The sequence below is a fragment of the Streptomyces sparsogenes subsp. cuspidosporus genome (genome assembly GCF_039532705.1).
Lineage (GTDB): Bacteria > Actinomycetota > Actinomycetes > Streptomycetales > Streptomycetaceae > Streptomyces > Streptomyces sparsogenes.
Genome location: NZ_BAAASD010000013.1, coordinates 179,872 through 205,759, shown reverse-complemented (window position 1 = coordinate 205,759; position 25,888 = coordinate 179,872). Strand labels below are relative to the sequence as shown.

23 protein-coding genes, 1 tRNA gene and 2 pseudogenes are annotated in these 25,888 nt (G+C 70.4%); 17 read left to right on the top strand and 9 right to left on the bottom strand.

The features are described from left to right. From ABFY07_RS18405 to ABFY07_RS18365, 9 genes and pseudogenes are all read left to right on the top strand, one after another. Window positions 1-248 (top strand): annotated as a pseudogene (locus tag ABFY07_RS18405) (DNA polymerase III subunit gamma/tau); the annotation flags it as partial. 170 nt (window positions 249-418) lie between these two features. Continuing rightward, a complete protein-coding gene (locus ABFY07_RS18400) occupies window positions 419-754 on the top strand; it encodes a YbaB/EbfC family nucleoid-associated protein (protein ID WP_076970946.1) in 336 nt (111 codons plus the stop codon). A gap of 265 nt (window positions 755-1,019) precedes the next feature. Next, window positions 1,020-1,619, top strand: a complete 600-nt coding sequence (recR, locus tag ABFY07_RS18395; protein ID WP_346175522.1) for a recombination mediator RecR — start codon at window positions 1,020-1,022, stop codon at window positions 1,617-1,619. After that, entirely contained in the window at window positions 1,612-2,277 is a 666-nt protein-coding gene (locus ABFY07_RS18390) for a DUF5063 domain-containing protein (protein ID WP_346175521.1), read from the top strand. The genes recR and ABFY07_RS18390 overlap by 8 nt, the downstream gene beginning before the upstream one ends. A gap of 308 nt (window positions 2,278-2,585) precedes the next feature. Next, window positions 2,586-3,857, top strand: coding sequence for an aspartate kinase (locus ABFY07_RS18385; protein WP_346175520.1), 1,272 nt, complete (start codon window positions 2,586-2,588; stop codon window positions 3,855-3,857). Further along, window positions 3,854-4,933, top strand: a complete 1,080-nt coding sequence (locus tag ABFY07_RS18380; RefSeq protein WP_346175519.1) for an aspartate-semialdehyde dehydrogenase — start codon at window positions 3,854-3,856, stop codon at window positions 4,931-4,933. Before ABFY07_RS18385 ends, ABFY07_RS18380 begins: the two co-directional genes overlap by 4 nt. A 371-nt stretch (window positions 4,934-5,304) precedes the next feature. Continuing rightward, complete coding sequence (locus ABFY07_RS18375) at window positions 5,305-5,880, top strand: SigE family RNA polymerase sigma factor (protein WP_065961575.1); 576 nt, start codon at window positions 5,305-5,307, stop codon at window positions 5,878-5,880. Further along, on the top strand, window positions 5,877-7,142 hold the full coding sequence (locus ABFY07_RS18370; protein ID WP_346175518.1) for a hypothetical protein: 1,266 nt from the start codon (window positions 5,877-5,879) through the stop codon (window positions 7,140-7,142). Before ABFY07_RS18375 ends, ABFY07_RS18370 begins: the two co-directional genes overlap by 4 nt. 213 nt (window positions 7,143-7,355) lie before the next feature. Continuing rightward, entirely contained in the window at window positions 7,356-8,291 is a 936-nt protein-coding gene (locus ABFY07_RS18365) for an SURF1 family protein (RefSeq protein ID WP_346175517.1), read from the top strand. On the opposite strand, the gene ABFY07_RS18360 is transcribed toward ABFY07_RS18365, so the two are convergent. Beyond that, entirely contained in the window at window positions 8,227-10,101 is a 1,875-nt protein-coding gene (locus tag ABFY07_RS18360) for a S9 family peptidase (RefSeq protein ID WP_346175532.1), read from the bottom strand. The two genes, ABFY07_RS18365 and ABFY07_RS18360, sit on opposite strands and share 65 nt — an antisense overlap. A 102-nt stretch (window positions 10,102-10,203) precedes the next feature. Continuing rightward, on the bottom strand, window positions 10,204-11,490 hold the full coding sequence (locus ABFY07_RS18355; RefSeq protein WP_346175516.1) for a cytochrome P450: 1,287 nt from the start codon (window positions 11,488-11,490) through the stop codon (window positions 10,204-10,206). Window positions 11,491-11,782: 292 nt separating this feature from the next. Between ABFY07_RS18355 and ABFY07_RS18350 the strand changes: the two genes are divergently transcribed. Continuing rightward, a complete protein-coding gene (locus tag ABFY07_RS18350; protein WP_346175531.1) occupies window positions 11,783-12,595 on the top strand; it encodes a VOC family protein in 813 nt (270 codons plus the stop codon). 37 nt (window positions 12,596-12,632) lie between these two features. Here the strand turns inward: ABFY07_RS18350 and ABFY07_RS18345 are convergent, their stop codons facing one another. Continuing rightward, window positions 12,633-13,079 carry an anthrone oxygenase family protein gene (locus ABFY07_RS18345; protein ID WP_346175515.1) on the bottom strand — a complete coding sequence of 149 codons (447 nt, stop codon included), beginning with the start codon at window positions 13,077-13,079 and terminating at the stop codon, window positions 12,633-12,635. Window positions 13,080-13,199: 120 nt separating this feature from the next. Further along, window positions 13,200-14,081 carry an NAD(P)-dependent oxidoreductase gene (locus ABFY07_RS18340; protein WP_346175530.1) on the bottom strand — a complete coding sequence of 294 codons (882 nt, stop codon included), beginning with the start codon at window positions 14,079-14,081 and terminating at the stop codon, window positions 13,200-13,202. 116 nt (window positions 14,082-14,197) lie between these two features. Between ABFY07_RS18340 and ABFY07_RS18335 the strand changes: the two genes are divergently transcribed. From ABFY07_RS18335 to ABFY07_RS18325, 3 genes and pseudogenes are all read left to right on the top strand, one after another. Continuing rightward, on the top strand, window positions 14,198-14,803 hold the full coding sequence (locus tag ABFY07_RS18335; RefSeq protein ID WP_346175514.1) for a TetR/AcrR family transcriptional regulator: 606 nt from the start codon (window positions 14,198-14,200) through the stop codon (window positions 14,801-14,803). A 590-nt stretch (window positions 14,804-15,393) separates the two neighbouring features. Continuing rightward, window positions 15,394-16,599: a hypothetical protein gene (locus ABFY07_RS18330; RefSeq protein WP_346175513.1), complete on the top strand. Its 1,206-nt coding sequence runs from the start codon at window positions 15,394-15,396 to the stop codon at window positions 16,597-16,599. A gap of 152 nt (window positions 16,600-16,751) precedes the next feature. After that, a pseudogene (locus tag ABFY07_RS18325) lies at window positions 16,752-17,395 on the top strand (HAD family hydrolase). 6 nt (window positions 17,396-17,401) lie between these two features. Here ABFY07_RS18325 and ABFY07_RS18320 read toward each other — a convergent pair. Both ABFY07_RS18320 and ABFY07_RS18315 read right to left on the bottom strand, forming a co-directional pair. Continuing rightward, window positions 17,402-17,475, bottom strand: a tRNA-Pro gene (locus ABFY07_RS18320). Between the two features lie 138 nt (window positions 17,476-17,613). Beyond that, entirely contained in the window at window positions 17,614-18,543 is a 930-nt protein-coding gene (locus ABFY07_RS18315; protein ID WP_174589013.1) for a metallophosphoesterase, read from the bottom strand. Window positions 18,544-18,620: 77 nt separating this feature from the next. Here ABFY07_RS18315 and ABFY07_RS18310 point away from each other — a divergent pair, with 77 nt between their 5' ends. After that, window positions 18,621-19,091 carry a GatB/YqeY domain-containing protein gene (locus tag ABFY07_RS18310; protein WP_346175512.1) on the top strand — a complete coding sequence of 157 codons (471 nt, stop codon included), beginning with the start codon at window positions 18,621-18,623 and terminating at the stop codon, window positions 19,089-19,091. Window positions 19,092-19,226: 135 nt separating this feature from the next. On the opposite strand, the gene ABFY07_RS18305 is transcribed toward ABFY07_RS18310, so the two are convergent. Continuing rightward, window positions 19,227-21,509, bottom strand: coding sequence for a transglycosylase domain-containing protein (locus ABFY07_RS18305; protein WP_346175511.1), 2,283 nt, complete (start codon window positions 21,507-21,509; stop codon window positions 19,227-19,229). A gap of 408 nt (window positions 21,510-21,917) precedes the next feature. On the opposite strand from ABFY07_RS18305, the gene ABFY07_RS18300 reads away from it, so the two are divergent. Further along, window positions 21,918-22,253 (top strand): WhiB family transcriptional regulator, encoded by a 336-nt coding sequence (locus tag ABFY07_RS18300; protein ID WP_043487364.1) that lies wholly within the window; start codon window positions 21,918-21,920, stop codon window positions 22,251-22,253. A 141-nt stretch (window positions 22,254-22,394) separates the two neighbouring features. On the opposite strand, the gene bagB is transcribed toward ABFY07_RS18300, so the two are convergent. Together bagB and bagA are read right to left on the bottom strand one after the other, a co-directional pair. Beyond that, window positions 22,395-23,774 carry an ATPase BagB gene (gene bagB, locus ABFY07_RS18295; RefSeq protein ID WP_346175510.1) on the bottom strand — a complete coding sequence of 460 codons (1,380 nt, stop codon included), beginning with the start codon at window positions 23,772-23,774 and terminating at the stop codon, window positions 22,395-22,397. Window positions 23,775-24,015: 241 nt separating this feature from the next. Then, entirely contained in the window at window positions 24,016-24,993 is a 978-nt protein-coding gene (gene bagA, locus ABFY07_RS18290) for an ATPase BagA (RefSeq protein ID WP_065961549.1), read from the bottom strand. A 72-nt stretch (window positions 24,994-25,065) separates the two neighbouring features. Between bagA and ABFY07_RS18285 the strand changes: the two genes are divergently transcribed. Further along, complete coding sequence (locus ABFY07_RS18285) at window positions 25,066-25,224, top strand: Sp36 family protein (RefSeq protein ID WP_003967454.1); 159 nt, start codon at window positions 25,066-25,068, stop codon at window positions 25,222-25,224. Further along, the gene (locus ABFY07_RS18280; RefSeq protein ID WP_346175509.1) at window positions 25,221-25,685 is read left to right on the top strand and encodes a RidA family protein; all 465 of its coding nucleotides are present in this window, start codon (window positions 25,221-25,223) and stop codon (window positions 25,683-25,685) included. The genes ABFY07_RS18285 and ABFY07_RS18280 overlap by 4 nt, the downstream gene beginning before the upstream one ends. Window positions 25,686-25,888 lie beyond the last annotated feature (203 nt).

Below are 25,888 nucleotides of genomic sequence, written 5' to 3'. Positions count from 1 at the left end.
CCGACTTGGCGTCGGCCGCCGCTCCCGCCGGGGCCGCCGGGGCGCCCCCCGCCGGGGCGCCGGCCGACGCGGCGGGTCCGCCCGCGCGGCCGTCGGCGTACCGGGAGCCGGAGCCGCCGCCCATCGCGCCGGAGGACGACATTCCGGCCGAGGACGACCCCGATCTCGACGAGAGCGTGCTCAGCGGCCACGACCTGATCGTGCGCGAACTCGGCGCGACGGTCATCGAAGAGATCGCCAACGAATAGGGGGCGCGGGCCTGCGGCCGTACGACGGTCGCTCGCCCCGCGCGGTGGCCGAATCGGGTTCCACAGCCCCGCCCGTCCTCCTCCCTACGGCGTAGGGCGGGGTGACCGATGAGCACGTAGGCTCGGGCTATCGGAAAGAAGAACTCTGTCGACAGCGCAGGAGTGAGCTCGTGATCCCCGGTGGTGGCCAGCCCAACATGCAGCAGCTGCTTCAGCAGGCCCAGAAGATGCAGCAGGACCTCGCCGCGGCACAGGAGGAACTGGCCAGGACCCCTGTCGAAGGCTCGGCGGGCGGCGGTCTGGTGAAGGCGACCGTGACCGGCGCCGGTGAACTTCAGGGCCTGGTCATCGATCCGAAGGCGGTGGACCCGGAGGACACCGAGACCCTCGCGGACCTCGTCGTCGCGGCCGTGCGTGACGCGAACAACGCCGCGCAGGAGCTGCAGCAGCAGAAGCTCGGGCCGCTCGCCCAGGGCCTCGGCGGGATGCCCGGTCTGCCGTTCTGAGCGGTTGAACCGGCTCAGCCGGCTGAGTTGCCGAGTTGGCTGAGTTGCCGAGTTGGCCGAGTTGCCGAGTTGGCCGAGTTGCTGAGTTGGCTGAGCCGGCTGGACCGCTGAGCCCGGCCCGAGCCCGGTCCGAGCCCGGTCCGAGCCCGGTCCGAGCCCGGCCTGAGCCCGGCCTGAGCCCGGACCCGGCACCCTGACCCGGGCCTTATACCGAAGTCTGTAAGAAGAGAACCCACCGCGCGTCAGCGCGAGATTGGAAGCGGGCGTGTACGAAGGCGTGGTCCAGGACCTCATCGACGAATTGGGCAGGCTGCCCGGCGTCGGTCCCAAGAGCGCGCAGCGCATCGCCTTCCACATCCTGCAGGCCGAGCCCGCCGACGTCCGCCGCCTCGCGCACGCGCTGACCGAGGTGAAGGAGAAGGTGCGGTTCTGCGCCGTGTGCGGAAACGTCGCCGAGGCCGAGCAGTGCCGGGTCTGCCAGGACCCGCGCCGCGACCCGTCCGTCATCTGCGTGGTCGAGGAGCCCAAGGATGTCGTGGCGATCGAGCGGACCCGTGAGTTCCGTGGCCGCTACCACGTGCTCGGCGGTGCGATCAGCCCGATCGAGGGCGTGGGGCCGGACGATCTGCGGATCCGGGAGCTGCTGGCACGGCTCGCGGACGGTACGGTCACGGAGCTGATCCTGGCCACCGATCCGAACCTGGAGGGCGAGGCCACCGCGACGTACCTGGCGCGCATGGTCAAGCCCATGGGTTTGAAGGTGACCCGGCTGGCTAGCGGTCTCCCTGTCGGGGGAGACCTGGAGTACGCCGACGAGGTCACGCTGGGGCGTGCCTTCGAAGGGAGAAGACTTCTCGATGTCTGACGCAACGCTGCACGCCGCCCACCCCGATCCGGACGACTTCGCGGTCCAGATCTCCGACCAGATCGAGAGCTTCATCGTCGCGGTGACGGAGGTGGCGAAGGGCGACGAGCCGGACAGCGCCGTGCCGTTCCTGCTGCTCGAGCTCTCCCAGCTGCTCCTCGCGGGCGGGCGGCTGGGCGCGCACGAGGACTTCGTCCCCGACGAGCGGTACGAGCCGGACGTCGGCCCCGAGCCGGACGTCGACGAGCTGCGCGAGCGCTTCGCCCGGCTGCTCGACCCGGTGGACGTCTACTCCGAGGTCTTCGACCCGTACGTGCCGCGCAGCCAGCCCGTCGCCTGCCGGATCTCCGACGATCTGGCCGACATCATCACCGATCTGCGGCACGGCATGGCCCACTACCGCGACGGCCGGATCAGCGAGGCGCTGTGGTGGTGGCAGTTCTCGTACCTGTCCAACTGGGGCACGACCGCCTCCGCGGCCCTGCGCGCGCTGCAGTCGCTGGTCGCCCATGTGCGGCTGGACAGCCCGCTGGACGAGCTGGACGGCCTGGACACCGACAGCAACACGGACGGTGACGAGGAGCTCGCCGAGGAGGCGGGGCGGGTCATGGCGGCGGAGATCGCGGCCCCTCTCGGCATCCGGTCCGTGAAGTCGTAAGCAGGCGTCAGGGAGTCGAGTTCAGGGGGCCCGCCGACATCGGGCACGCACCGTGACCCCGAGTGTGACCTGGGTTACGTTTCCGTATGCTTTGCGCGGGAGCGGGCAGGGTTGGTCGCTGAGCGGGTGGAGGGGACGGGAAGCGGAAATGATGCGGAAAGTGCTGATATGCGGCTCCGTGGCGCGACCCGGCCTTGCGTCTGATCGCAGCGTGAGTCATATGTCTCGCAATGTGATATAGGCGGGGTATTTTCCAGCCACTCGTTAGACTGAGCCGACCGCATTACTGAGAGCCGTGAGGAGCGCACGTGGGCCTTGTCGTGCAGAAGTACGGAGGCTCCTCCGTTGCCGATGCCGAGGGCATCAAGCGGGTCGCCAAGCGAATCGTCGAAGCCAAGAAGAACGGCCACCAGGTGGTCGTCGTGGTTTCCGCGATGGGCGACACGACGGACGAGCTGATCGATCTCGCCGAGCAGGTGTCCCCGATTCCGTCGGGGCGCGAGTTCGACATGCTGCTGACCGCGGGAGAGCGGATCTCCATGGCCCTGCTGGCGATGGCGATCAAAAACCTCGGCCACGAGGCGCAGTCCTTCACCGGCAGCCAGGCCGGTGTCATCACCGACTCGGTCCACAACAAGGCGCGAATCATCGACGTCACGCCCGGTCGCATCCGGGAGTCGATCGACGCGGGGAACATCGCGATCGTCGCGGGCTTCCAGGGTGTGTCCCAGGACAAGAAGGACATCACCACCCTGGGCCGCGGTGGCTCCGACACCACCGCCGTCGCCCTCGCGGCCGCCCTGGATGCCGAGGTCTGCGAGATCTACACGGATGTCGACGGTGTGTTCACCGCCGACCCGCGGGTGGTCAAGAAGGCCCGCAAGATTGACTGGATCTCGTTTGAGGACATGCTGGAACTGGCCAGTTCCGGCTCCAAGGTGCTGCTGCACCGCTGTGTGGAATACGCACGCCGTTACAACATCCCGATCCACGTCCGCTCGTCCTTCTCCGGGCTCAAGGGCACGTGGGTCAGCAACGAACCACAAGGGGATCAGCCGATGGAGCAGGCGATCATCTCGGGTGTGGCCCATGACACCTCCGAGGCCAAGATCACGGTCGTCGGGGTGCCGGACAAGCCGGGTGAGGCCGCCGCCATCTTCCGTACGATCTCGGACGCCGAGCTCAACATCGACATGGTGGTGCAGAACGTCTCCGCCGCGTCGACCGGTCTGACCGACATCTCCTTCACCCTCCCGAAGACCGATGGTCACAAGGCCATGAGTGCGCTGTCCAAGGCGCAGTCGCTGATCGGCTTCGACTCGCTCCGCTACGACGACCAGATCGCCAAGATCTCGCTGGTCGGCGCCGGCATGCGGACGAACCCGGGGGTGACCGCGACCTTCTTCGAGGCGCTGTCCAACGCCGGGGTCAACATCGAACTGATCTCGACCTCCGAGATCCGCATCTCGGTCGTCACCCGCGCCGACGACGTGAAGGAAGCGGTCCGGGCCGTGCACACCGCCTTCGGGCTGGACAGCGACAGCGTGGAAGCCGTCGTCTACGGAGGGACCGGCCGATGACCGGCCGTGGCGGTGCCGGTGGCCGGAAGCCGACGCTCGCCGTCGTCGGCGCGACCGGAGCCGTCGGCACCGTCATGCTCTCGATCCTGTCCGAGCGGGCGGACATCTGGGGCGAGATCCGGCTGATCGCCTCGCCGCGCTCGGCCGGCCGGAAGCTGGCCGTACGGGGCGAGCAGGTCGAGGTGATCGCGCTGAGCGAGGAGGCCTTCGACGGCGTCGACATCGCGATGTTCGACGTGCCGGACGAGGTCTCCGCGCAGTGGGCGCCGATCGCGGCGAGCAAGGGCGCGGTCGTCGTCGACAACTCCGGGGCCTTCCGGATGGACCCCGAGGTGCCGCTGGTGGTCCCCGAGGTCAACGCGCACGCGGCCCGTGTCCGCCCGCGCGGCATCATCGCCAACCCCAACTGCACCACGCTCTCGATGATCGTCGCGATGGGCGCGCTGCACGCCGAGTTCGGGCTCCAGGAGCTGATCGTCTCCTCGTACCAGGCGGTCTCCGGGGCGGGCAAGGAGGGCATCGACACCCTCCGGGCCCAACTCGCCCTCGTCGCCGGTACGGAGCTGGGCACCCAGCCGGGCGACGTACGGCGGGCGGTCGGCGACACCGGGCCGTTCCCCGGGCCGATGGCGCTGAACGTGGTGCCGTTCGCGGGCTCGCTCAAGGAGGACGGCTGGTCCTCGGAGGAGCTCAAGGTCCGCAACGAGTCCCGCAAGATCCTGGGGCTGCCGGAGCTGCGGGTCACCGCGACCTGCGTCCGCGTGCCCGTGATCACCACCCACTCCCTGGCCGTGCACGCGCGGTTCGAGAACGAGGTGACGGTGGACCAGGCGCACGAGATCCTGGCGGCCGCGCCCGGGGTGGTGCTGTGCGACAACCCGGCGGAGGGGGAGTTCCCCACTCCGGCCGATGTCGTGGGCACCGACCCGACGTGGGTGGGCCGGGTGCGGCGCTCGCTGGACGACCCCAAGGCGCTCGAGCTGTTCGTGTGCGGCGACAACCTCCGCAAGGGCGCCGCGCTCAACACGGCGCAGATCGCGGAGGTCGTCGCGGCGGAGCTGACGGCCGCCGCGTAGAGTGGTGGCCTTCCGGCGCGGGCAACTGTGAGGTTTCTGTGACCCGAACAATGGCCTGGACCACTTGAACGGGGCTCAAACCGGGGCAAAGATCTGTTAGGAGAATCCCTCCCCGCTCGCTGCAACCGGCAGCGGGCGGGGAGCGTCTTTTCAGCCGCCCCGCAGTGGGCGTTGGGCAAATCAGGCATTGGGGACGGGTTGGTGTGCATGGGGGTATTCATCGCATCGTCAAAAGCGATGTCTCACGCGTACAACCCTGACAGGGAGCAGTGTGTCCAACTGGCGTGGCAGCAGAGGTATTCGGCATCGCAACGGTTCCCGGGCGCGGCGGCACGGCAGTGCGGCCCCCGCGTCCTCGCATCCCCGGCGGCATGCCGGTGATCGCGCCATGGCCGACCGCGCGCCCCGCGCAGATTCCGACAGGGCGCGAGGACACTGACGACGCGATGGCAGCGGGCACCACAGTCGATCACCTCACCGAGACCTACCGCGCCCACTACCGGTCGCTGCTCGGTCTCGCCGCCCTGCTCCTCGACGACACCGCGTCCTGCGAGGACGTCGTGCAGGAGGCGTTCATCCGCGTGCACTCGGCGCGGCGCCGGGTCCGGGACCCGGAGAAGACGCTCGCCTATCTGCGGCAGACTGTCGTCAACCTCTCGCGCTCGGCGCTGCGCCGCCGCATCCTCGGACTGAAGCTGCTCTCCAAGCCGATGCCCGACATGGCCAGCGCCGAGGAGGGGGCGTACGAGCAGCTCGAGCGGGACCAATTGATCAAGGCAATGAGAGGACTGCAGCGCCGACAGCGCGAGGTCCTCGTGCTGCGCTACTTCGCGGACATGACCGAGGCCCAGGTCGCCGAGACGCTCGGCATATCGCTCGGCTCGGTCAAGGCGTACGGATCGCGTGGCATCGCGGCGCTTCGCGTCGCAATGGAGGCTCCGGCATGAACGACGACACATACGAGCCGGCCCCGGGGAACCCCGACCGGCGGGACGCTCACGAGCCGGACGGCACGGCGCCGCTCAGCAAGGCCGCGGACACGGACCACACGGCGGGGGACGGACAGGGCGCGGACCGCGGCGACTTGGACCACGGCGACCCGACCAGCGGCGACCTGGACCACGGCGACCCGACCAGCGGCGACTTGGACCACGGCGACCCGACCAGCGGCGACTTGGACCATGGCTCCGGCCACGGCCCGGACGTGATGGACGAGGACGCCCTGCGCCGACTCCTGCACGGCGCCGTCGACGAGCTCGAACCGTCCCCCCACTCCCTCGAACACCTGCGGCGCGCCGTCCCCGCCCGCCGTACGCGCCGCCGCCAGGCCCTGGTCGGCGCCGTGGCGGCGGTGGTGCTCGGCGGGGCCGCGCTGCCCGCGCTGGTCCACGTCGCCACCACCGGCGGCTCGGACGACCGCCCGGCCATCGCCGGCAGCAGCCACCGCACGCCCGGCGCGGACCAGGACAAGCACGGCGAGGGCAGCGGAGAGACCCAGACTCCCCGCCCCTCCGGCAAGGGCGGCGAGGACAAGCGGCACACGGGCAAGGACGACAAGAAGACCGACCCGTCCAAGAAGCCGGGCGGCGACTCGGGCGGCGTGGCCCCCGACCCCTCCAGCACGCTCAACGCCACCTCGCCCACCTGCACCCGCGCCCAGCTCGGCAGTGCCACGGGGACGACCGGGGCGGCCGACGCCGAGGGGCGGGTCTACGGTTCGTTCCGGGTGGTCAACATCTCCGACACCCCTTGCACGGTCCAGGGCGGCGGCAATGTCAGCCCGAGCCCGCAGGGCGGCGCGGACAGCTCGCGGATCTTCGTCGTCGACCACACCTCCGGCGACGAGGCCGGCGGCCTGCCCGACCCGGCCACCGCGCCCGGCCAGCTCATCCTGAAGCCCGGCCAGGCGTACGAGGTGCGGTTCGCGTGGATCCCGCAGTCGGGCGGCGGCACCTCCGGCTGCTCCAACACCAGCACCACGCCGCCGAGCCCCGACCCCACACCGGACTCGGCCTCCGGGGCGGATGGCGAGCCCAGCTCGGGCGGTCCTGGCGACAGCCCGGGCACGGGCGGCGACGGCGAGCAGCCGGCCGGCAGCGTCCTGGTCAGCTACACGCCGGAGGCCGGCGAGCCGGTCGCGGCGAGTGTGACGCTCAACGGCGCCTGCGCGGGGACGATCTACCGCACCGGGGTCCTGGCCGGCTCCTGAGCCCGGCCCGGCCTGGCCCCCGGCGAGCACCTGCCGGCGGGGGCCGGGGCGAGCCGTGACGCGAACCGGGTACGGGCCACGCCCGGAAACCGGGGGCCCGTGCCGCGGAACGGGGGAGGCCCGCGCCGTGAACCGGGGGGCTCGCGCCCCGAATCCGGGGGAGAACCGTGCCCCGACAGCAGCGTCGCCGCGCCCGGCCCGTACCGTGGTGGTGTGTATCGGTTCCTGCTGACGCCCCGCTGGTGGGTGATCAACATCTTCGCCGTGCTGGCGATCCCGGTCTGCCTGTTCATGGGCAGCTGGCAGCTCAGCCGCTTCGAGGCGCGCGTCGACACCCACAACAAGCAGCAGGACCGCTCGGCCGCAGCCAAGGAGACCGCCGAGCCGCTGCTTACGCTGCTGCCGGTCACCGACCAGACCTCGGGTCGGCTGGCCACCGCGACCGGGCGCTACGACACCGCGCACCAAATGCTCGTCCCGGACCGGCGCCTCGGCGACCGGGACGGCTTCTACGTGCTGACGCTGCTGCGTACGGACGGGGGCAAGGCGCTGCCCGTCGTACGGGGCTGGCTCCCCGGCGACGCCGACGACAGGGCCGACCTCGCCAAGGTGCCCGCGCCCCCGGCCGGTGAGGTGACCGTGACCGGGGCGCTGCAGGCGTCCGAGCACCAGGACAGCGACGGTGTGCGGGCGCGCGGCGGGCTGCCGCGCGGCCAGCTGGGCATGATCAGCGCCGCCTCGCTGGTCAACCTCGTGCCGTACCAGGTGTACGACGCGTGGATCACCTCCGCCTCCGCCCCCGGCGCCCTGAAGCCGGTGCCCCCGGCCGTCGCGGACGGCACGGGGCTCGACCTCAAGGCGTTCCAGAACCTCGGCTACACCGGCGAGTGGTTCGTCTTCGCGGGCTTCGTCGTCTTCATGTGGTTCCGGCTGTTCCGCCGGGAGGTGGAGACGGCGCGCGACCTGGCGCTCGGGATCGCCCCGTCGGATTCTCCCGTCGGCCCGGCCGAAGCCGCGCCGACCGCTACCGCTCCGGACGGGGCTGCGCCGGCCGAGGCTGCTCCGGATGGGGCTGCGCCGACCGCTACTGCTCCGGACGAGGCCGAAGGTGACGCTGAGCGAACTCGATCTCCAAGCGCAACTGCTTGATCCGCTCCTCCACCACCAGCGAGCCGTGCCCCGCGTCGTACCGGTACACCTCGTGCGGGGCGCCGCGCCGCGCCAGCCGCTCCACGTAGTTGTCGATCTGCCGGATGGGGCAGCGCGGATCGTTGACCCCCGCCGAGATGTAGACCGGCGCCCGTACGGCATCCACGTACGTGAGCGGTGAGGACGCCTCGAAGCGCTCGGGGACCTCTTCCGGCGTGCCGCCCAGCAGCGTGCGGTCCATCGCCTTCAGGGCCTCCATCTCGTCGTGGTACGCCGTGACGTAGTCCGCGACCGGCACGGCCGCGAGCCCCACCGCCCACGCCTCCGGCTGGGTGCCGAGCCCCAGCAGCGTCAGATAGCCGCCCCACGAGCCGCCGGCCAGCACCAGCCGCTCGGGGTCGGCGAGCCCCGATTCGACCGCCCACTCGCGTACGGCCGCGATGTCCTCCAGCTCGATCAGGCCGACGCGGTGCTTGAGCGCGTCCGTCCACGCCCGCCCGTATCCGGTCGAGCCCCGGTAGTTGACCCGTACCACCGCGAAGCCGTGGTCCACCCAGGCGGCCGGGCCCGCCGCGAAGGCGTCGCTGTCGTGCCAGGTCGGCCCGCCGTGGATGTCGAAGACGGTCGGGAAGGGGCCCTCGCCCGCGGGCCTGTGCACCAGGGCGTGCACCCGTCCGCCGGGCCCCTCCACCCATACGTCGGTGACCGGCACCGACCCGGGCGCCCGCGGCCCCGGCGGGTCGAGCACCACCCGTCCGCTCGTCGAGCGCACCTGCGGCGGCTCGGCCGCCGAGGACCACAGGAACTCCACCGTGCCGTCCGGCCGGGCCGTCGCCCCCGAGATGGTGCCCGTGGGGGTGTCGAGGCGGGTCAGCTCGCCGGAGGCGAGGTCGTACCGCCACAGCTCGCTGCGCGCCTGGTAGCTGTGCTCGACCAGCAGCGCCGTCCCGTCCGGCACCCAGTCGGCGCCGACGTCCCCGGGCAGGTCGATGGCCAGGGCCGTCTCCACGCCGGTCAGCGGGTCCCACACCATCGGCTCCCAGCGGCCCCGCCGCTGGTGCCCGACCAGCAGCCGGGTGTCCCCGGCGACCGGAGCGAACCCCATGACGGACAGGCCCAGCTCCTGGGTGCCGCCCTTGGTGTCGTCCAGCTCCGCGACCGGCGTGCCGTCCAGCCGTACGACCCGGATCGCCGAGTGCATGGCGTCGCCGTGCTCGGTGTGCTCGATCGCGATCAGCGTCCCGTCGTACGACAGGTCGCCCACCCCGGCCGACTCGCGGTGGCGGTAGATCTCCTGGGGCGCGGCCCCGGGCCGTACGACGTGGACGGTCGAGCCGTCCTCGTCCGTGGACCGCCCGACGACGGCGGTGCCGTCCCGGCCGAGTGCCAGGCCGGCGGGGTACGAGGGGGCGAGTCCGGGCGTCGCGGGCTCGTCCGGCCCGCCGCGGCTCGCCCGGTCCGTCTCCTGGCTCGTCTCCCGGCCCGTCTCGTCGCCTGCCTGCCGGTCCCTCCCGGCCCCGGCCCCGGCACTGTCGTCCGGGACGAACGGCTGGCGCATCCACACCCCGAACTCGTCGCCGTCGGTGTCCGAGAACCACCAGATCCACTGGCCGTCCGGCGAGAGCACCCCGTCCGTCGTGCCGTTCGGCCGGTCGGTCACCTGGCGCTGCGCCCCGGTCGCCCGGTCCCAGGCGTACAGCTCGTACGTCCCCGTCGCGTTGGACACGAAAAGCGCCCGGTCCGGCGCGTCCTCGGCCCAGTCGGGCAGCGAGACGCGCGGAGCCCGGAAGCGTTTCTCCCAGTCGGGCATGGTCTGTGCGTCATTCATCCCCCCATCAAACCCGATTCCGCCCGGAGTCCGATGCCGTGATCCTCGCCAACGCACCCGGCACCCGGCGGATGACCGGCAGGGCTACTTCAGCGTCACCGGCAGCGCGTCCACGCCGTACACGATGGACAGCTTCCGGAACGAGAGCTGCTCCGGCGCGACCGCCAGGCGCATCTCCGGGAACCGCCGCACCAGCGCGGGATAGGCCGCGCGGAGTTCCATCTTGGCCAGCTCGGCGCCGATGCACCGGTGGATGCCGTGGCCGAAGGCCAGGTGGGAGGAGGTCTGCCGGTGCGGATCGAAGCGTTCCATGTCCGGGCCGAGCCGCTCGTCGCGGTTCGCCCCGCTGAGCGAGCACAGCACCAGATCGCCGCTGGATATCTTCGTACCGGCGATCTCCATGTCCTCCTTGGCGAACCGCGGGAAGGCCACCTGGACGACCGTGAGGTAGCGCAGCAGCTCCTCGACGAACCGGTCGACCACGTCGTCGTTGTCGCGGATCTCCGCGAACCGCTCGGGGCTGCGCAGCAGCACCAGCGTGCCGAGCGCCAGCATGCTGGCGGTCGTCTCGAAGCCGCCGGTGAGCACCCCGTCGGCGAGCCCGGCCAGCTCCTGGTCGCCGATCTCGTCGCCGTGCTCCTTGACCAGCATGCCCAGCAGCCCGTCGCCGGGCGTCTCGCGCTGCTTCTTGACGATGTCCAGCAGGTACGACAGCGAGTCGGATATCGCGCCGAACGAGGCGTCCGCCCCGCCGAACAGGTCGAAGCGGGCCATGCTCAGCTGCTGGAAGTCGGCGCGGTCCTCGTACGGCACGCCGAGCAGCTCGCAGATGACCAGGGAGGGGATGGGCAGGGCGAAGGCCTGCACCAGGTCGACCGAGCCGTCGCGCGCGGCCGTCGCGGCCATGTCGTCGAGCCGCTCCTCGACGATGGAGTGGATCCGCGGCGTGAGCCTGCTGAGCCGGCGCATGGTGAACTCCGGCGTCAGCAGGCGTCGCAATCTCGTATGCGTCGGTGGATCGCTGAAGCCGAGGCCTCCTGGATTCTGCTGGGCGGCGATCCCGATGTTCTTCTCCGCGAGGTTGGTGAAATCCGAGCTGAATCCGCTCGTCCGGCCCAGCACGGCCTTGGTCTCGTCATATCCGGTGACAAGCCATCCTTTTATCCCGAAAGGCAGCGGAAGCCTGCTTATGGGCTCTTTTGCCCTGGTGCGGGCCAATTCCGCCACCGGGTCAAGGCCGTCGCGCCGCAGCGGGGCGAGCGTGGCGTCCGGAAGAAACGACATCTTGGACAAGTCGAAGCCGTTCTTCTGCAGCCGCGAAAAGTACTTGCGCCCCAGCCAGGCCATGATGTTTGAGCGGAGATTCGACATGGGCGCAATACTGCCTTGCTTTGGTCGGGTGTCCGTAATGCCTTCTGTAGTGCGGCTCGGTGTGATACGCCACAGCGGGCGCTCCGGCGCACGACCCGGCGTACGTCCGAGGTGGCGGACCCCGGGCAAACGGAGGAAAGTGGACCTAACGGGCATCATGTGGGACGGTGAAGGCTGCGCGCACGCGGAAGGACGACCGCTCCGCGCAAGCGGAGGCGGAATGAGGTGAGCGGCCGTGGAGAGGCGGGAGAGATTCCGCGCCGTCCAAGGCGCGCCGTGCTGGGTCAGCCTCATGGCGGCCGACCTGGAGGGCGCCCAGAGTTTCTACGGAGACCTCTTCGGCTGGCGCTTCCGGCCCAGTCGCCACGGCCACGGCCGGTACACCATCGCGTTCACCCCGGACGGCGCGCCGACCGTCGGCATGGGCACCCCCGCCGCGACGGGTGCGATCCTGCCGGTCACCTGGACCACCTACTTCGCGGCCGACAGCGCCGACGACATCGCCTGGCGCGCCCGCGAGCGCGGCGGCACCGTCGCCGTCGGCCCGCTGGAGTTCGGCAGCGGCCGCGTGGCCTGGGCGGCCGACCCGGACGGCGCCGTCTTCGGCATCTGGGAGGGCGAGCTCTCCTCCGCCTGGTGGGGCGAGCGCCGGCCGGGCGCCCCCGTCTGGCTGGAGCTGCGCACCCGCGACGCGTTCGAGGCCGCGCTCTTCTACGGCCACGTCTTCGGCTGGGACGCCCAGGGCCAGGAGCGCTGCGACGTCCGCTTCGAGCACGACCGGGTGGTCCTGCACATCGACGGCAAGGCCGTCGCCGGGCTGCGCGGCGGCGCCCTGGAGGCCGCCCCCGACCCCAATGTCCGCCCCCGCTGGCACGTCTACTTCTGCGTCGACGACGTCGACCGTGCCGCCGCCCAGGCCGCCGCCCTCGGCGGCGGCATCATCTCCGCCCCGGCCGACACCCCGTACGGCCGCATCGCGGCCCTCCGCGACCCGGAGGGCGGGCTCTTCAGCATCGCGGCGGCGACGGAGGCGGCGGACGGGGCGGAGGCGGCGAGCGGCGCGGGGGGCTCCGCGGGCGCGGGGCTCGGCGACGCCGGCACCTGAGCCGGCTCGAGGCGCCGTCCTCCCCGCGGCCGGACCGTCACACGAGGGCGATCGTGAAGAGGGCGAAGGCGCTGACGATGACCGCCACGCGAACGAAGTGGAAGCGATCCCAACGCCGGAGCTGCTCCCGCCAGTCGGTCGGGAGGTCGCCGTTCGACCACTGGGCGACCCGCGAGTTGATGGGCACGAGCAGAAGGATCGACATCACCACGCTCACCACGAGCAGCGCGGTGGCCGTGACGATCAGCGCCACCCGCGAGTCGCCCCAGGCGTGGAGGGTCCACAGCGCTCCGAGCACCATCGAGCCGATGTACCAGAACGGCATGACCCGCCCCAGCACCCGCGCGCCGTCGCTGCGGGCCGCCAGGCCGCCGTCCTCCGGGAGTCGGTCGAGGATCGGGTTGACGAACGCCGCCACCGCCAGCTCAACCCCCACCATCAGCCCGACCACCACGACCGTGACGACAGCGAGCACGTCCTGCATGTCCCCTCCCGGGATCTAGCGTTGCTAGATTCTACGGCAATGCTAGATGTTCACTGCTCGAATGTATAGCAGTGCTAGGAATCGTGCTCGCAGGCCCAGGCCGTGGGCCAAAGGGGCTGTTCAAACTCCTTTCTCGGCGGTCCGCGCCTCCAGCGCGCGCAGCACGGCCACCATGTCCTCGCCGCCGTGGCCCCGGGTCACGGTCTCGTCGAAGAGGGTGTGGCAGACGTCGAGCAGGGGAGAGGCCAGGCCGGCCTTCCGGGCGGCCTCGGCGATCAGCCGGTTGTTCTTCAGTACGTCCGACGCCGCCGCCTGCACCGCGAAATCGCGGGCCAGCAGCTTGGGGGCCTTCATCCGGGAGACGGCGCTCGCCATCGGCCCTGCGTCCAGCACATCCAGGAACAGCCGCCGGTCCAGCCCGTGCCGGTCGGCGAAGTGGAACGCCTCGGTCAGGCCGGTGACCAGCGTGATCAGGAACAGGTTCACCGAGAACTTCAGCAACAGGGCACCCGGTACGGGCCCGCAGTCGAACGCCTGCCGGCACATGGGGGCGAGCAGGGGCCGCACCGCCGCCACGGCGTCCTCGTCGCCCGCCAGCAGCGCCACCAACTGCCCCTGCTCCGCCGGGACCCGGGAGCCGGACACCGGGGCCTCGACATATCTGCCGCCGGCCGCCCGGATGTCGTCCTCCAGGCTGCCCGAGTACTCCGGCGCGGTCGTTCCCATGTGGACGACGGTGTGTCCGGCGACGAGCGTGGCGAAGTCCGGGGTGCCGCGTCCCAGGACCGCGTCCACGGCGGTCTCGTCGGCCAGCATGAGGAACACGGTGCCGGCCCGGTCGAAGACCTCGGCGGGACTCGCCGCGACCTCGGCTCCCGCGGCCCGCAGGGGTTCGCACGTGGCCGGAGTGCGGTTCCAGACCACCACGGGAGTGCCCGCGCGGGCGAGGTTGAGCGCCATGGGCCGCCCCATGACTCCGAGGCCGACGAATCCCACGTACACGATGCACCGCCATGCGTCCGAGCCGACTATGACAGCGGTCATAGTAGTCGTCCCTATGACGACGGTCATAGGCTGGACACACGCAAGCGCGGGGAAAGGCTGGAGAGGGGTCGGGGATGGCGGCGAACGAGACGTCCGGGCGCGGGCCGCGCGAGCGGATGGTCTTCAGCGCGGCCCAGCTCATCCGGCGCGAGGGGGTCGCCGCCACAGGGATGCGCGAGGTCGCCGCACACGCGGACGCACCGCGCGGCTCGCTCCAGCACTACTTCCCGGGCGGCAAGGAGCAATTGGTCAACGAGGCGGTGGGCTGGGCGGGCCGGTACGCGGCCAACCGGGTGGCCCGCTTCCTCTCCGCCCTGCCCGAGCCGACGCCCAGTGGGCTGTTCGCCGAGATGGTGCGCCAGTGGACCGACGAGTACCGGACCACCGGCTTCGCGGGCGGCTGCCCGGTGGCCGCCGCCACGGTGGACTGCGCGGAGTCCACCGACTCCACACGGGAGGCCGCGGCCGCCGCGCTCGGCCACTGGACCGGCGCGGTGGCCCGGGCCCTGGCAGGCATGGGAGTGCCCGAGGACCGGGCCGCCGCCCTCGCCACGCTCATGATCAGCACCCTGGAAGGGGCGATCATCATCGCCCGCGCCGAGCGGAACGTCCGCGCCCTGACCACCGCGGCCCGGGAACTCGGGCCTCTCCTCGACGCCGCGGTGAGCAAGGCCGATTGACCGTCGCGGAAGGCGATCGACCCGCCATGCTGAGATTCATCGGCTGGCGTCGGCGCTGGAGTTGGAGGACGCGGGCGCCTGCACCGTAGTAACGCAGAGGGCCACCTACCAAAACTGGTAGGTGGCCCTCTGACCTGTGTCGGGGTGGCGGGATTTGAACCCACGACCTCTTCGTCCCGAACTACGGGCGGGACGGTCGCTGAGGTCTGCTGGGCTGGTCAGCCGGTCGACTGGGGCCGGAGTCGATCGACCGTGGTTGAGGCGGCTGCTGTACTTCGCTGCTGTACAGCACTCGCTGAACGCTGGCTGGGGCGTGCGCCGGGGTGAGAAACGTCTTTACTGATACTTCATGAGATTGTCGCATTAGTTACTTACGCCTCAAGTTGCACTTATTCACGCCTTTGTTGTTCTGCGTCCCATGGCTTCAATCGTGCTAAGCGAGACAACAACGCGCCCGCGTGGTCTTGCGCCGAGTTGGGATCCGCCCGCCGCGTTTGTGCGCCGTGTCTTCTGCCTCATCTGAACGGGCGGGGCCCGGCTCGGGCTGAGGGCCGGCCAACCAGGCTGCCCACAAAGCAAGGAGTCCCCCCGTGAAGTTCTCACTCAGAGCAGGCGGAATACTCTCCGCCATCGGGCTGGCCATCGGCCTCGCGGCCTTGCCCAGCCCGGCGTCCGCCGCAGTCATCGGCTGCACGGTCACGGACCTGAAGGCCGCTATCAACGCCGCCAACAGCGGCGGCGGCACCATCAACCTGTTCCCGGGCTGCACCTACAGCCTCAACTCGGTCGACAACGACAGCAACGGGCTGCCTGTGATCACAGCCGCTGTCACCATCAACGGCAACGCCGCAACCATCGAACGAGCCACCGGCTCACCCCTGTTCCGCATCTTCGAGGTGGGGGGCCCGGCTGGCAACCTGACCCTCAACACACTCACCGTACGCAACGGCGACCTCGACTCCAGTGCCGACGGTGGAGGCATTCTCGTCGACTCCGGGCGCAAGCTGACCGTCCAGGCCGGCAGCACCATCACCGGAAACACCGCCAACAACGGAGGCGGCATCTTCAGCAACGGCACCACCGCCGTCACAGCCAGCACCATCAGCAAGAACACAGCCAGCGGATTCGGTGGCGGAATCGGAGTCAGCGGCGGCGGATCCCTCACACTGACCGCCGCGACGGTCACGGGAAACACAGGAAACTTCTCCGGCGGCCTCGGCTTCGACACCGGTACCACCGGCACGATCCAATCCAGTTTCCTCACCAACAACACGGCGAACGTCAACGGTGGTGGACTGGCCAACGACGGCACGCTGACGGTCAGGAGCAGCTACTTCTCCGGCAACACCGCCGGGGGTGATGGCGGCGGACTGGCCAACGACCGGTCGCTGACGCTCTCAGGTGACGTCTTCACCGGTAACTCCGCGAACCGCGGGGCCGGTCTCGCCAACTTCAGCGGCAGTGGTCAGGCAACCATCGGCAGCACCCTCTTCCTGTCCAACAAGGCGACCACCTTCGGCGGCGGCCTGCTGACCCGCGACAACGCGAGCACCACTCTCAACAGCAGCGTGGTCGAAGTGAACGAGGCGGGCACGTCCGGCGGCGGTCTGGCGACTCTGACCGGATCCACCGCCACCCTCAACAGCACCGCGGTGATTGCGAACAAGGCGGGCTCGACGGCAGGTGGCATCTTCAACAGCGCCTCCACCACAACCTTGAACAGCAGTCCCGTAGTGGCCAACAACCCCAATAACTGCACTGGCAGTTCCCCGGCGGTAGCAGGCTGCATCGGCTGATCCACGATCTTTGTGGGCAACAGAACCGGAGGCACCACCCACAGAGCCCGGGGTGGTGCCTCCTCCGTTTGTCTGCTCAGGGGGTGGCGACTCGGAGCGGACCTCTGGGCGGCGTCCGCGATGCGGGCCCTGGTTGGCCTACCCTGCTCACCATGATCCGAGCTGTGGTGTTCGATGTCGGTGAGTGCCTGGTAGACGAGACGCGCGAGTACGGCACGTGGGCGGATTGGCTGGGGTGCCCCGGCACACGTTCGCAGCAATGTTCGGCGCCGTGATCGCTCAGGGTCGGGACTACCGCGAGACGTTCCAGGTCTTCCGCCCTGGGTTTGATCTGTCCGAAGAGCGGGAGAAGCGGGCTCAGGCCGGCCAGCCGGAGCACTTCGACAACAGCGATCTATAACCCGATGTCCGTCCGACGCTGACCGCGCTGCGGGATGCCGGTCTGTGGGTGGGCGTCGCGGGCAACCAGACCGTGCGGGCCGGGGGCGTTCTGCGCTCCCTCGACCTCCCGGCCGACTTCATCGCCACGTCCGACGACTGGGGCGTGTCCAAGCCTGATCCGGCGTTCTTCTCCCATGTGGCGGACGCGGCCCCCTGCCGGGCCGAGGAGATCCTTTACGTGGGCGACCGGATGGACAACGACATCCGCCCGGCGGCCAAGGTCGGCATGAAGACGGCACTGATCCGGCGCGGGCCGTGGGCCACCATCCAGTGGGATGAGCCGGACTCCGTCGCGATGCCGACCTTCCGCATCATGACAGAGGGCCCGGTGCGACTTGCACACCGAGCCCTCTGACCTGTGTCGGGGTGGCGGGATTTGAACCCACGACCTCTTCGTCCCGAACGAAGCGCGCTGCCAAGCTGCGCTACACCCCGAAGCAACGAGCTCTACTTTAGCGGACCCGTGGCCAGACACGAAATCCGGTTTTCGAGGGCTCGCAGGTCGGGGCGGGGGCGGCGGTCGTTCGGCGGGCGGAGGCGGTGGAGAGCAGGGGGAGGAGGGGGAGAAGGGGCTCAGGGGGTGGGTGGGGTGAGGGTGAGGAGGGTGGCCTCGGGGGGGCAGGCGAAGCGGACCGGGGTGTAGCGGTTGGTGCCGCAGCCGGCGGAGACGTGGAGGTAGGAGGTGTGGCCGGCGGCGTGGTGGGTGGAGAGGCCCTTGACGCGGCGGGCGTCCAGGTCGCAGTTGGTGACGAGGGCGCCGTAGAAGGGGATGCAGAGCTGGCCGCCGTGGGTGTGGCCGGCGAGGATCAGGGGGTAGCGGTCGGCGGTGAAGGCGTCGAGAACGCGCAGGTAGGGGGCGTGGACGACGGCCAGGGAGAGGTCGGCGCCGGATTCGGGGCCGCCGGCCACCTGGCCGTAGCGGTCGCGCTTGATGTGGGGGTCGTCCAGGCCGGTCAGGGCGATCTCCACGTCGTCCAGCTTCAGCCGGCCGCGGGTGTTGGACAGGCCGACCCAGCCGGCCGTGTCGAAGGCGTCGCGGAGCTCTTCCCACGGGTTGTGGATCGCGCCGACGACGGGGGGATTGCCGTTGAGGCCGTGCTTGCCGCTGGCCTTCTCCATCAGGTAGCGGGCGGGGTTGCGCAGCCTGGGGCCGTAGTAGTCGTTCGAGCCGAAGACGTACGCGCCGGGGAACTCCATGAGGGGGCCGAGCGCGTCCAGCACCTCGGGGACGCCCTCCGGGTCGGAGAGGTTGTCGCCGGTGTTGATGACGAAGTCGGGGCGGAGGCCGGCGAGGGACTGGAGCCAGCGCTGCTTCTTGCGCTGGCCGCTGACCATGTGGATGTCGGAGACCTGGAGCACGCGCAGGGGACGCATGCCCCGTGGCAGTACGGGGACGGTCACCCGTCGGAGGCGAAAGGACCGGACTTCGAATCCGGCGGCGTAGGCGAGGCCGGCGGCGCCGACCGCCGTGATTCCGAGGGGTACTCCGTATCGCGCGCGCATGGTCCCCATGGTCGCAGACCGTGGCCGGGCGATAAATCTTCGGGTGATTCCCGGCGAGGGCTGGCAGACTCGACGACATGACCACCACGCTCAAGTCCAGGCTGCAGGGCGATCTCACCGCAGCGATCAAGACGCGTGACGAGCTGCGCTCCTCCACGCTCCGGCTGACCCTCACCGCGATCCAGAAGGAAGAGGTCGCGGGCGAGGCCGCCCGGGAGCTGTCCGATGCCGAGGTGGAGAAGATCATCGCGCGGGAGGCGAAGAAGCGCCGCGAGGCGGCCGACGCGTTCGCGCAGGGTGGGCGTGCGGAGCAGGCCGAGCGGGAGCGGGCCGAGGGCGAGGTGCTCGCGGAGTATCTGCCCAAGCAGCTCACGGACGAGGAGCTGGACGCGCTGGTGGCCGAGGCCGTGCGGGAGGCCGCGGCGGGCGGGGCGCAGGGGCCGCGGGCGATGGGCGCGGTGATGAAGATCGTGAACCCGAAGGTGGCGGGCCGGGCCGAGGGCGGCCGGGTGGCCGCGGCGGTCAAGCGGCGGCTCGCCGAGGGCTGAGGCGAGGAGACAGACAGGAAGCGGGCCCGGACGGCGTCGTCCGGGCCCGCTTCCGTTCTTCTTCTTCTTCTTCGGTTCCGCTTCCCGTCGGAGGGGGTCCGCCTTCCGGCGCCGCTCCTCGGCCTCGGTCAGGCGCTACGGGAAGTTCCAGCCGTTGCTGTTTCCGTTCCCGTTTCCGTGCCCGCCGTTTCCGTTTCCGCCTCGGTTGCCGCCGACCAAGCCGTCGTCCCCGCCGATCACGTCCGGCGGGATGGTGATGTCCGGCCACGGGTCGTCCGCGCCGCCGTTGCTCCCGCCGTTGTCACCGCCCGGCTTGTCGCCGTTGCCGTTGTCGTCGCGGCCGGGCTTCTTCGCGCTGGGGTCCTTGATCGGCACATTGACGAAGTCCTCCGCCGGCTTGCCCTCCAGGGCGCCGGTCATGGCGTCCCTCCAGATGGGGCCGGGGGTGTCGGCGCCGTAGACCTTGTCGTGGAAGACGCCGCCGATCCGGATGTTCTCCATCTCGACGCCCTTGGAGCCGGAGCCGCCGACCCACACCGCGCCGGCGAGGTTCGGGGTGTAGCCGACGAACCAGGCGGCCTTGCGCTCGTCCGTCGTACCGGTCTTACCGGCGCTCGGGCGGTTGTCCAGGCCCGCCTTCTTGCCGGTGCCGTCCTCGACCACGCCGCGCAGCAGGGTGTTCATGGTGTCGGCGGTCTTCTCCGACATGGCGCGGGTGCACGAGGACTTGGGGACCTCCAGGTCCTTGCCGCCCGGGCCGGTGATCGACTCGATGAAGACCGGGGTGCAGTAGACACCGCGGTTGGCGAAGGTCGCGTATGCGCCCGCCATCGTCAGCGGGGAGAAGCCCTCGCTGCCGAGGGTCAGCGAAGGCACCTGGTTGAGCTTCTGGCCGTCCGCGCGCTGCATGCCCATCTTGGCGGCCATCTCGGTGACGGGGCAGACGCCTATGTCGCTGATGAGCTGCACGAAGTAGGTGTTGATCGACTTGGCGAGCGCCTCCTTCATGCCGTACGGGCCCTTTTCGGAGATGTCCTCGTTCTCGACGGTCGAGCCCTCGCTGTTGGACCAGGAGCCGTTGCAGGTGGAGACCGGGCTCGGGTAGTCCATCTTGTACGGGGACGAGTAGCGCTGGTACGGCTTCTTGCCCTGCTCGAGGGCGGCCGCGGCGGTGATCGGCTTGAACGTCGAGCCGACCTGGAAGCCGTAGTTGGAGCCGCCCATGGCCTTGTCCGCGGACAGGTTGATCGTCAGCTCGTTGGTCCCGAAGCCGTACGGCTTCGACTGGCCCATGGCCACCACCTTGCCGGTGCCGGGCTCGACGAGGGTGACGGCGGTGGCGACCGGGTCGTCCTGGTAGACGTGGGCCTTGATCGAGTTCTGGACCGACTTCTGGGCCTTGGGGTCAAGCGTCGTACGGATCGTCAGGCCGCCGCGGTCCCAGCGCTGGGAGCGCTCTTCGCGCGTCTTGCCGAAGACCGGGTCGTTGAGGAAGACCGCGCGGACGTAGTCGCAGAAGAACCCGGCGCCGTCGACGGCCGTGATGCAGCCGTTCTTGGGCGAGCTGACCTTGAGCCCGAGGGGCTTCTTCTTCGCCGCGTCGGCCTGGGCCTGGGTGATGTCCTTCACCTCGGCCATGCGCTGCAGCACGGTGTCGCGGCGGGCCTTGGCCACCTGTGGGGCGTTGACCGGGTCGTAGCGGCTGGGCGACTGGACGAGGCCGGCCAGCAGGGCCGCCTCCTCCAGCTTCAGGTCCTTGGCGTGCTTGCTGAAGTAGCGCTGGGAGGCGGCCTCGATGCCGTAGGCCTGCTGGCCGAAGAAGGTGATGTTCAGGTAGTTCTGCAGGATCAGCTTCTTGCCCAGCTCCTTCTCGACCTGGATCGCGTACTTCAGCTCCTTGATCTTGCGGCCTATGGACTGCTTCTGGGCCTTGGCGACCGCCTTCTCGTTGTTGCCCGCCTCTTCCACGAAGACGTTCTTCACGTACTGCTGGGTGAGGGTGGAGGCGCCCTGGGACACGCCGCCGTCCTGGGCGTTCTCGTTGAGCGCGCGCAGCACGCCCTTGAGGTCGATCGCCCCGTGCTCGTAGAAGCGCGCGTCCTCGATCGCGACGATCGCCTTGCGCATGTACGGGGAGATGTCCTTGAGCTTCACGATGGTGCGGTCGCGGGAGTAGACCTTCGCGATCTCGCCGCCATTGGCGTCCAGGATGGTGGTCCGCTCGCTGAGCGGCGGCCTCTTCAGATTGGCCGGAATCTCGTCGAACTGCTCGACGGTCCCCTTGGCCGCGAGTCCGATCGCGCCGACGGCGGGCAGCGCGAGCCCGGCCAGCACGGCTCCGGCGAGCACGCTGACGCCGAGGAACTTCGCGGCCTGTTGAGCGGAGGACAGGCCGCCGCCCGAACGCTTGTTACCCATGGAGGCAGCCTACGTGTCGAATCGCCGGACAGGGGACCACCTGTTCGCATACGCTGTTTCACGCCAGTCACTCCGGTGCGGTCGAGCACCATGTCGAGCCTCATGTCGAGCACCATCCCCCTCTCACTCGAGTGAGTGATGAGACCTGCCCCATTTGCGATCTTGTGTCCCGTCGTGCGGCTTCTGGAGTGGGTGAACTGCCCCTATTCGCGCGGGAAGTCACAGATGTCGTCAGCTCACTCCGTTGGGTGATCTGCCGCGTACCCATAGTCCGTTCGGGCCATCCAAGATTGGGCCCGCAGGGGGTGTTGCACCCTGTCCGCCTTCCGTAACGTCCTCAACTGGCGACGGTGAATATGCCGTTTGTCGCCGTGGGGGAGCTCCGAATCGGGAGAGGACGGCGCCAGCATGGGCTGGGTAACCGACTGGAGTGCGCAGGCCGCCTGCCGCACGACTGATCCAGATGAACTGTTTGTCCAAGGCGCGGCACAGAACAGGGCCAAAGCGGTCTGCACCGGCTGCCCGGTGCGCACCGAGTGCCTTGCCGACGCGCTGGACAACCGCGTCGAGTTCGGCGTGTGGGGTGGAATGACCGAGCGTGAGCGGAGGGCGCTGCTGCGCCGCCGTCCCACGGTCACCTCATGGCGCCGGCTGCTGGAGACCGCGCGCCTCGAGTACGAGCGCGGCGCGGGCATCCTGCCGCTCGACGACGAGGAGTACGAGCGCTTCGCCGCGGTCGGCTAGCGCGCGACTGCACGACGGCGTGGGTACGACGGCGTGTGTGCGACGGCGTGTGTGCGACGGCGTGTACGACAGGGTAGGTACGGCGGGCCAGGGCCGTACGGGACCCCTGCGAGGGCCCGTACGAGAACCCGTACGCGGGCGCTAGCCGACCGCGGGCGTGGGTGTGGCCTGCTGCTGTTCCGTCTGATCGGCGAGGCGCTCGCCGATCGCTCGCAGCCCCGCGAGGTCATGCACGTCGCCGGGGAGCGCGGCGACTTCCGCCACGGGCACCTCGGGATGCAGCGTCGTGAAGCGGTGGTGGGTGCGCTGCTCGCGGGCGAGCACCTGCATGCGCTCCGCGTGCAGCCGAAGCAGGCCCACGGCGAGCCGCTCTGCCGACGTGGGGGAGCCGTCGGGATCAGATGGAGCGTCTGCTGCCGGGGGGTCGTCCGCCGCTGAGGCGTTCTGCTCTTGAGTATTCCCTGAACCCGGGTCGACAATGCCGCCCTCAACAAGATTTTCCGGACCGTCGCCCGGGCCGTCACCCGGGTCGTCATTTTCCGGGTCGTCTGCGGTGGGCACGGCCGGTGCCTCGACCAGCCCCAGCGACAGCGTCTCCGCGGCCGCCAGCGCCCGCTCCGCCGAGAGCTGCGCGGCCCCGCTCCCGTGCACCCGGTTCAGCACCAGCCCGGCCAGCGGCATCCGGTCCGCGGCCAGCCGCTCCACGAAGTACGCCGCCTCGCGCAGGGCGTCCCGCTCCGGGGCCGCCACCACCAGGAAGGCCGTGCCGGGCGCCTGAAGCAGCCGGTAGGTGGCCTCCGCGCGCGTGCGGAAGCCGCCGAACATCGTGTCCATGGCGGCGGCGAAGGTCTGCACATCGCGCATCAGCTGCCCGCCCAGGACCTTGCTGACCGTGCCCGTCATCATCGACACGCCCACGTTCAGGAACTTCATCCCGGCCCTGCCGCCGACCTTCGCCGGGGCCATCAGGACCTTGATGAACTTCCCGTCGAGGAAGGAGCCGAGGCGCTTCGGCGCGTCCAGGAAGTCCAGCGCCGACCGGCTCGGCGGCGTGTCGACGATGATCAGGTCCCACTCGTCGCGGGCGCGCAGCTGGCCGAGCTTCTCCATGGCCATGTATTCCTGCGTGCCCGCGAAACCGGCCGAAAGTGATTGGTAGAAGGGGTTCGCCAGGATGGCGCGGGCGCGCTCGGGGTCGGCGTGCGCCTCGACGAACTCGTCGAACGTCCGCTTCATGTCGAGCATCATGGCGTGCAGCTCGCCGCCCGCCGAGCCGTCGATGCCCTCGACCCGGCGCGGCACGTTGTCCAGCGCGTCGATGCCCATGGACTGGGCGAGCCGGCGGGCCGGGTCGATGGTGAGGACGACGGCCTTGCGGCCCCGCTCCGCGGCTCGTACGCCGAGGGCTGCGGCCGTCGTGGTCTTGCCGACGCCGCCGGAGCCGCAGCACACCACGATGCGGGTCTCGGGGTCGGCCAGCAGCGCGTCGGTGTCCAGCCGCGGTGCCATGTCCATGCTCATGCCGCCTCCTGCGTACGGCTCGTACCGCTCGCTCGTGCACTCGTGCAGTTGTCGCCGCTCCCGCGGCTCGCCCTGCTCGTACAGCTCCTGGGGGTGATGCTGTCCGTGCTGTCCGTGCTGATTACGCCGATGGTGCCGATGGTGCTGATTGCGCCGACAATGCGGCTTATGTCGCTCGTGGCGCGTGTCGTCCCCGGGCCGACACCCACGCCGACGCGGCCCGGAGCGCGAGCTGGGCGGCTCACATCGGCCACTGCTTGCGCAGGTCCGCCGCGAGCCGGTACAGGCCGGCCAGGTCCACGCCGTCGGTGAGCAGCTCCAGCTCGTACAGGGGCAGCCCCAGCCCCGTCAGCTCGGCCCGCTGCGCCCGCTCCAGGGCGACCCGCTCGGCGTGCTCACGTGCCTGCTCCAGCAGCGGGTCGACCAGGCGCTCGGCGAGCCCGCCGCGCCGCGCGCCGCCCAGCCCCGCCTGGGACAGGGCCTTGGCCACGGCGGCGCGCTGACCCTGGGCGGCGGCCTCCACGGCGGCGTGGTCGAGGATCGCGGGCCGCACCATGTTGACGATGACCGCGCCGGTCGGCAGGCCGTCGGCGCGCAGCTCCCCGATGCCGTCGGCGGTCTCCTGGACCGGCATCTCCTCCAGCAGCGTGACCATGTGGACCGCCGTCTCGGGGGACTTCAGCACGCGCATCACGGCCTGCGCCTGATTGTGTATCGGGCCGGTCCGGGCGAGCCCCGCAACCTCGTGGTTGACGTTCAGGAAGCGGGTGATCCGGCCGGTCGGCGGGGCGTCCATCACGACGAAGTCGTAGACGAAGCGGCCGTCCTTGCCCTTGCGCCGCACCGCCTCGCACGCCTTGCCGGTCAGCAGTACGTCGCGCAGCCCCGGGGCGATCGTGGTCGCGAAGTCGATCGCACCGAGCTTCTTCAGCGCCCGTCCGGCCGAGCCCATCTTGTAGAACATGTGGAGGTAGTCGAGGAGCGCGAACTCGGGGTCGATGGCGAGCGCGTGCACCTCACCGCCCCCCGGCGCACTGGCGATCTTCCGCTCCTCGTAGGGCAGTGCCCCGGTTTCGAAGAGCTGTGCGATGCCCTGGCGGCCTTCGACCTCGACCAGCAGGGTTCGCCTGCCGTCGGTCGCGAGGGCCAGCGCGAGTGCCGCGGCGACCGTGGTCTTGCCGGTTCCGCCCTTGCCACTGACGACATGGAGCCTGCTCACACTGGGGAGCCTAACCAGTCGTCGTCCGGGCTACGCACCAGGGCCCGGCGGACAGGCATTACAGTCGGCCCTATGACCAAGTGGGAATACGCGACCGTGCCGCTGCTCGTACACGCCACGAAGCAGATTCTGGACACCTGGGGCGAGGACGGCTGGGAGCTCGTCCAGGTCGTGCCCGGGCCGAACAACCCGGAGCAGCTGGTGGCCTACCTGAAGCGGGAGAAGGCATGAGCGCGGTGGAGGCCACCCTCGCCGAGCTGGGCCTGAGCCTGCCGGCGGTCGCGGCGCCGCTGGCCTCGTACGTTCCCGCGGTCCGCTCCGGCTCCTACGTCTTCACCTCGGGCCAGCTGCCGCTGGTCGAGGGCAAGCTCGGCGTGACCGGCAAGGTCGGCGCCGAGGTGACCCCGGAGGAGGCCAAGGAGCTGGCGCGCACCTGCGCGCTGAACGCCCTGGCCGCGGTCAAGTCGGCCATCGGTGACCTGGACAAGGTCGTACGGGTCGTGAAGGTCGTGGGCTTCGTCGCCTCGGCGCCGGACTTCACCGGGCAGCCGGGCGTGGTCAACGGCGCGAGCGAGCTGCTGGGCCAGGCGCTGGGCGAGGCGGGGGTGCACGCCCGCAGCGCGGTGGGCGTGGCGGTGCTGCCGCTGGACGCGCCGGTCGAGGTCGAGATCCAGGTCGAGGTCGCGGACTGAGTCGCGGACCGATCCGTGGACCGATCCGTGGACTCAGTCGCGGACTGACCCGCTGTGGTGGTCGGGCCGGGGGCCTGAGTCACCCCGCCGGCCACTGACGCTCCCCTCCGACGCCGGCCGGGGACCAGGCCGGACGATCTCGGACTGTCCGGGACACCGGCAGCCCTTGCCGGACGGTACGGCCGCCGAAAAGGCTCTCCTCG

Bases quoted from the DNA above. Each gene is read 5' to 3' on its own strand.
- ABFY07_RS18360 (WP_346175532.1), bottom strand. From the start codon at position 10,101: ATGCCCGACTGGGAGAAACGCTTCCGGGCTCCGCGCGTCTCGCTGCCC.
- ABFY07_RS18390 (WP_346175521.1), top strand. From the start codon at position 1,612: ATGTCTGACGCAACGCTGCACGCCGCCCACCCCGATCCGGACGACTTC.
- ABFY07_RS18310 (WP_346175512.1), top strand. From the start codon at position 18,621: ATGACCACCACGCTCAAGTCCAGGCTGCAGGGCGATCTCACCGCAGCG.
- ABFY07_RS18285 (WP_003967454.1), top strand. From the start codon at position 25,066: ATGACCAAGTGGGAATACGCGACCGTGCCGCTGCTCGTACACGCCACG.
- ABFY07_RS18375 (WP_065961575.1), top strand. From the start codon at position 5,305: ATGCCGGTGATCGCGCCATGGCCGACCGCGCGCCCCGCGCAGATTCCG.
- ABFY07_RS18380 (WP_346175519.1), top strand. From the start codon at position 3,854: ATGACCGGCCGTGGCGGTGCCGGTGGCCGGAAGCCGACGCTCGCCGTC.
- ABFY07_RS18280 (WP_346175509.1), top strand. From the start codon at position 25,221: ATGAGCGCGGTGGAGGCCACCCTCGCCGAGCTGGGCCTGAGCCTGCCG.
- ABFY07_RS18370 (WP_346175518.1), top strand. From the start codon at position 5,877: ATGAACGACGACACATACGAGCCGGCCCCGGGGAACCCCGACCGGCGG.
- ABFY07_RS18305 (WP_346175511.1), bottom strand. From the start codon at position 21,509: ATGGGTAACAAGCGTTCGGGCGGCGGCCTGTCCTCCGCTCAACAGGCC.
- ABFY07_RS18315 (WP_174589013.1), bottom strand. From the start codon at position 18,543: ATGCGCGCGCGATACGGAGTACCCCTCGGAATCACGGCGGTCGGCGCC.
- bagB (WP_346175510.1), bottom strand. From the start codon at position 23,774: ATGAGCATGGACATGGCACCGCGGCTGGACACCGACGCGCTGCTGGCC.
- ABFY07_RS18335 (WP_346175514.1), top strand. From the start codon at position 14,198: ATGGCGGCGAACGAGACGTCCGGGCGCGGGCCGCGCGAGCGGATGGTC.
- ABFY07_RS18300 (WP_043487364.1), top strand. From the start codon at position 21,918: ATGGGCTGGGTAACCGACTGGAGTGCGCAGGCCGCCTGCCGCACGACT.
- ABFY07_RS18345 (WP_346175515.1), bottom strand. From the start codon at position 13,079: ATGCAGGACGTGCTCGCTGTCGTCACGGTCGTGGTGGTCGGGCTGATG.
- ABFY07_RS18350 (WP_346175531.1), top strand. From the start codon at position 11,783: ATGGCGGCCGACCTGGAGGGCGCCCAGAGTTTCTACGGAGACCTCTTC.
- ABFY07_RS18355 (WP_346175516.1), bottom strand. From the start codon at position 11,490: ATGTCGAATCTCCGCTCAAACATCATGGCCTGGCTGGGGCGCAAGTAC.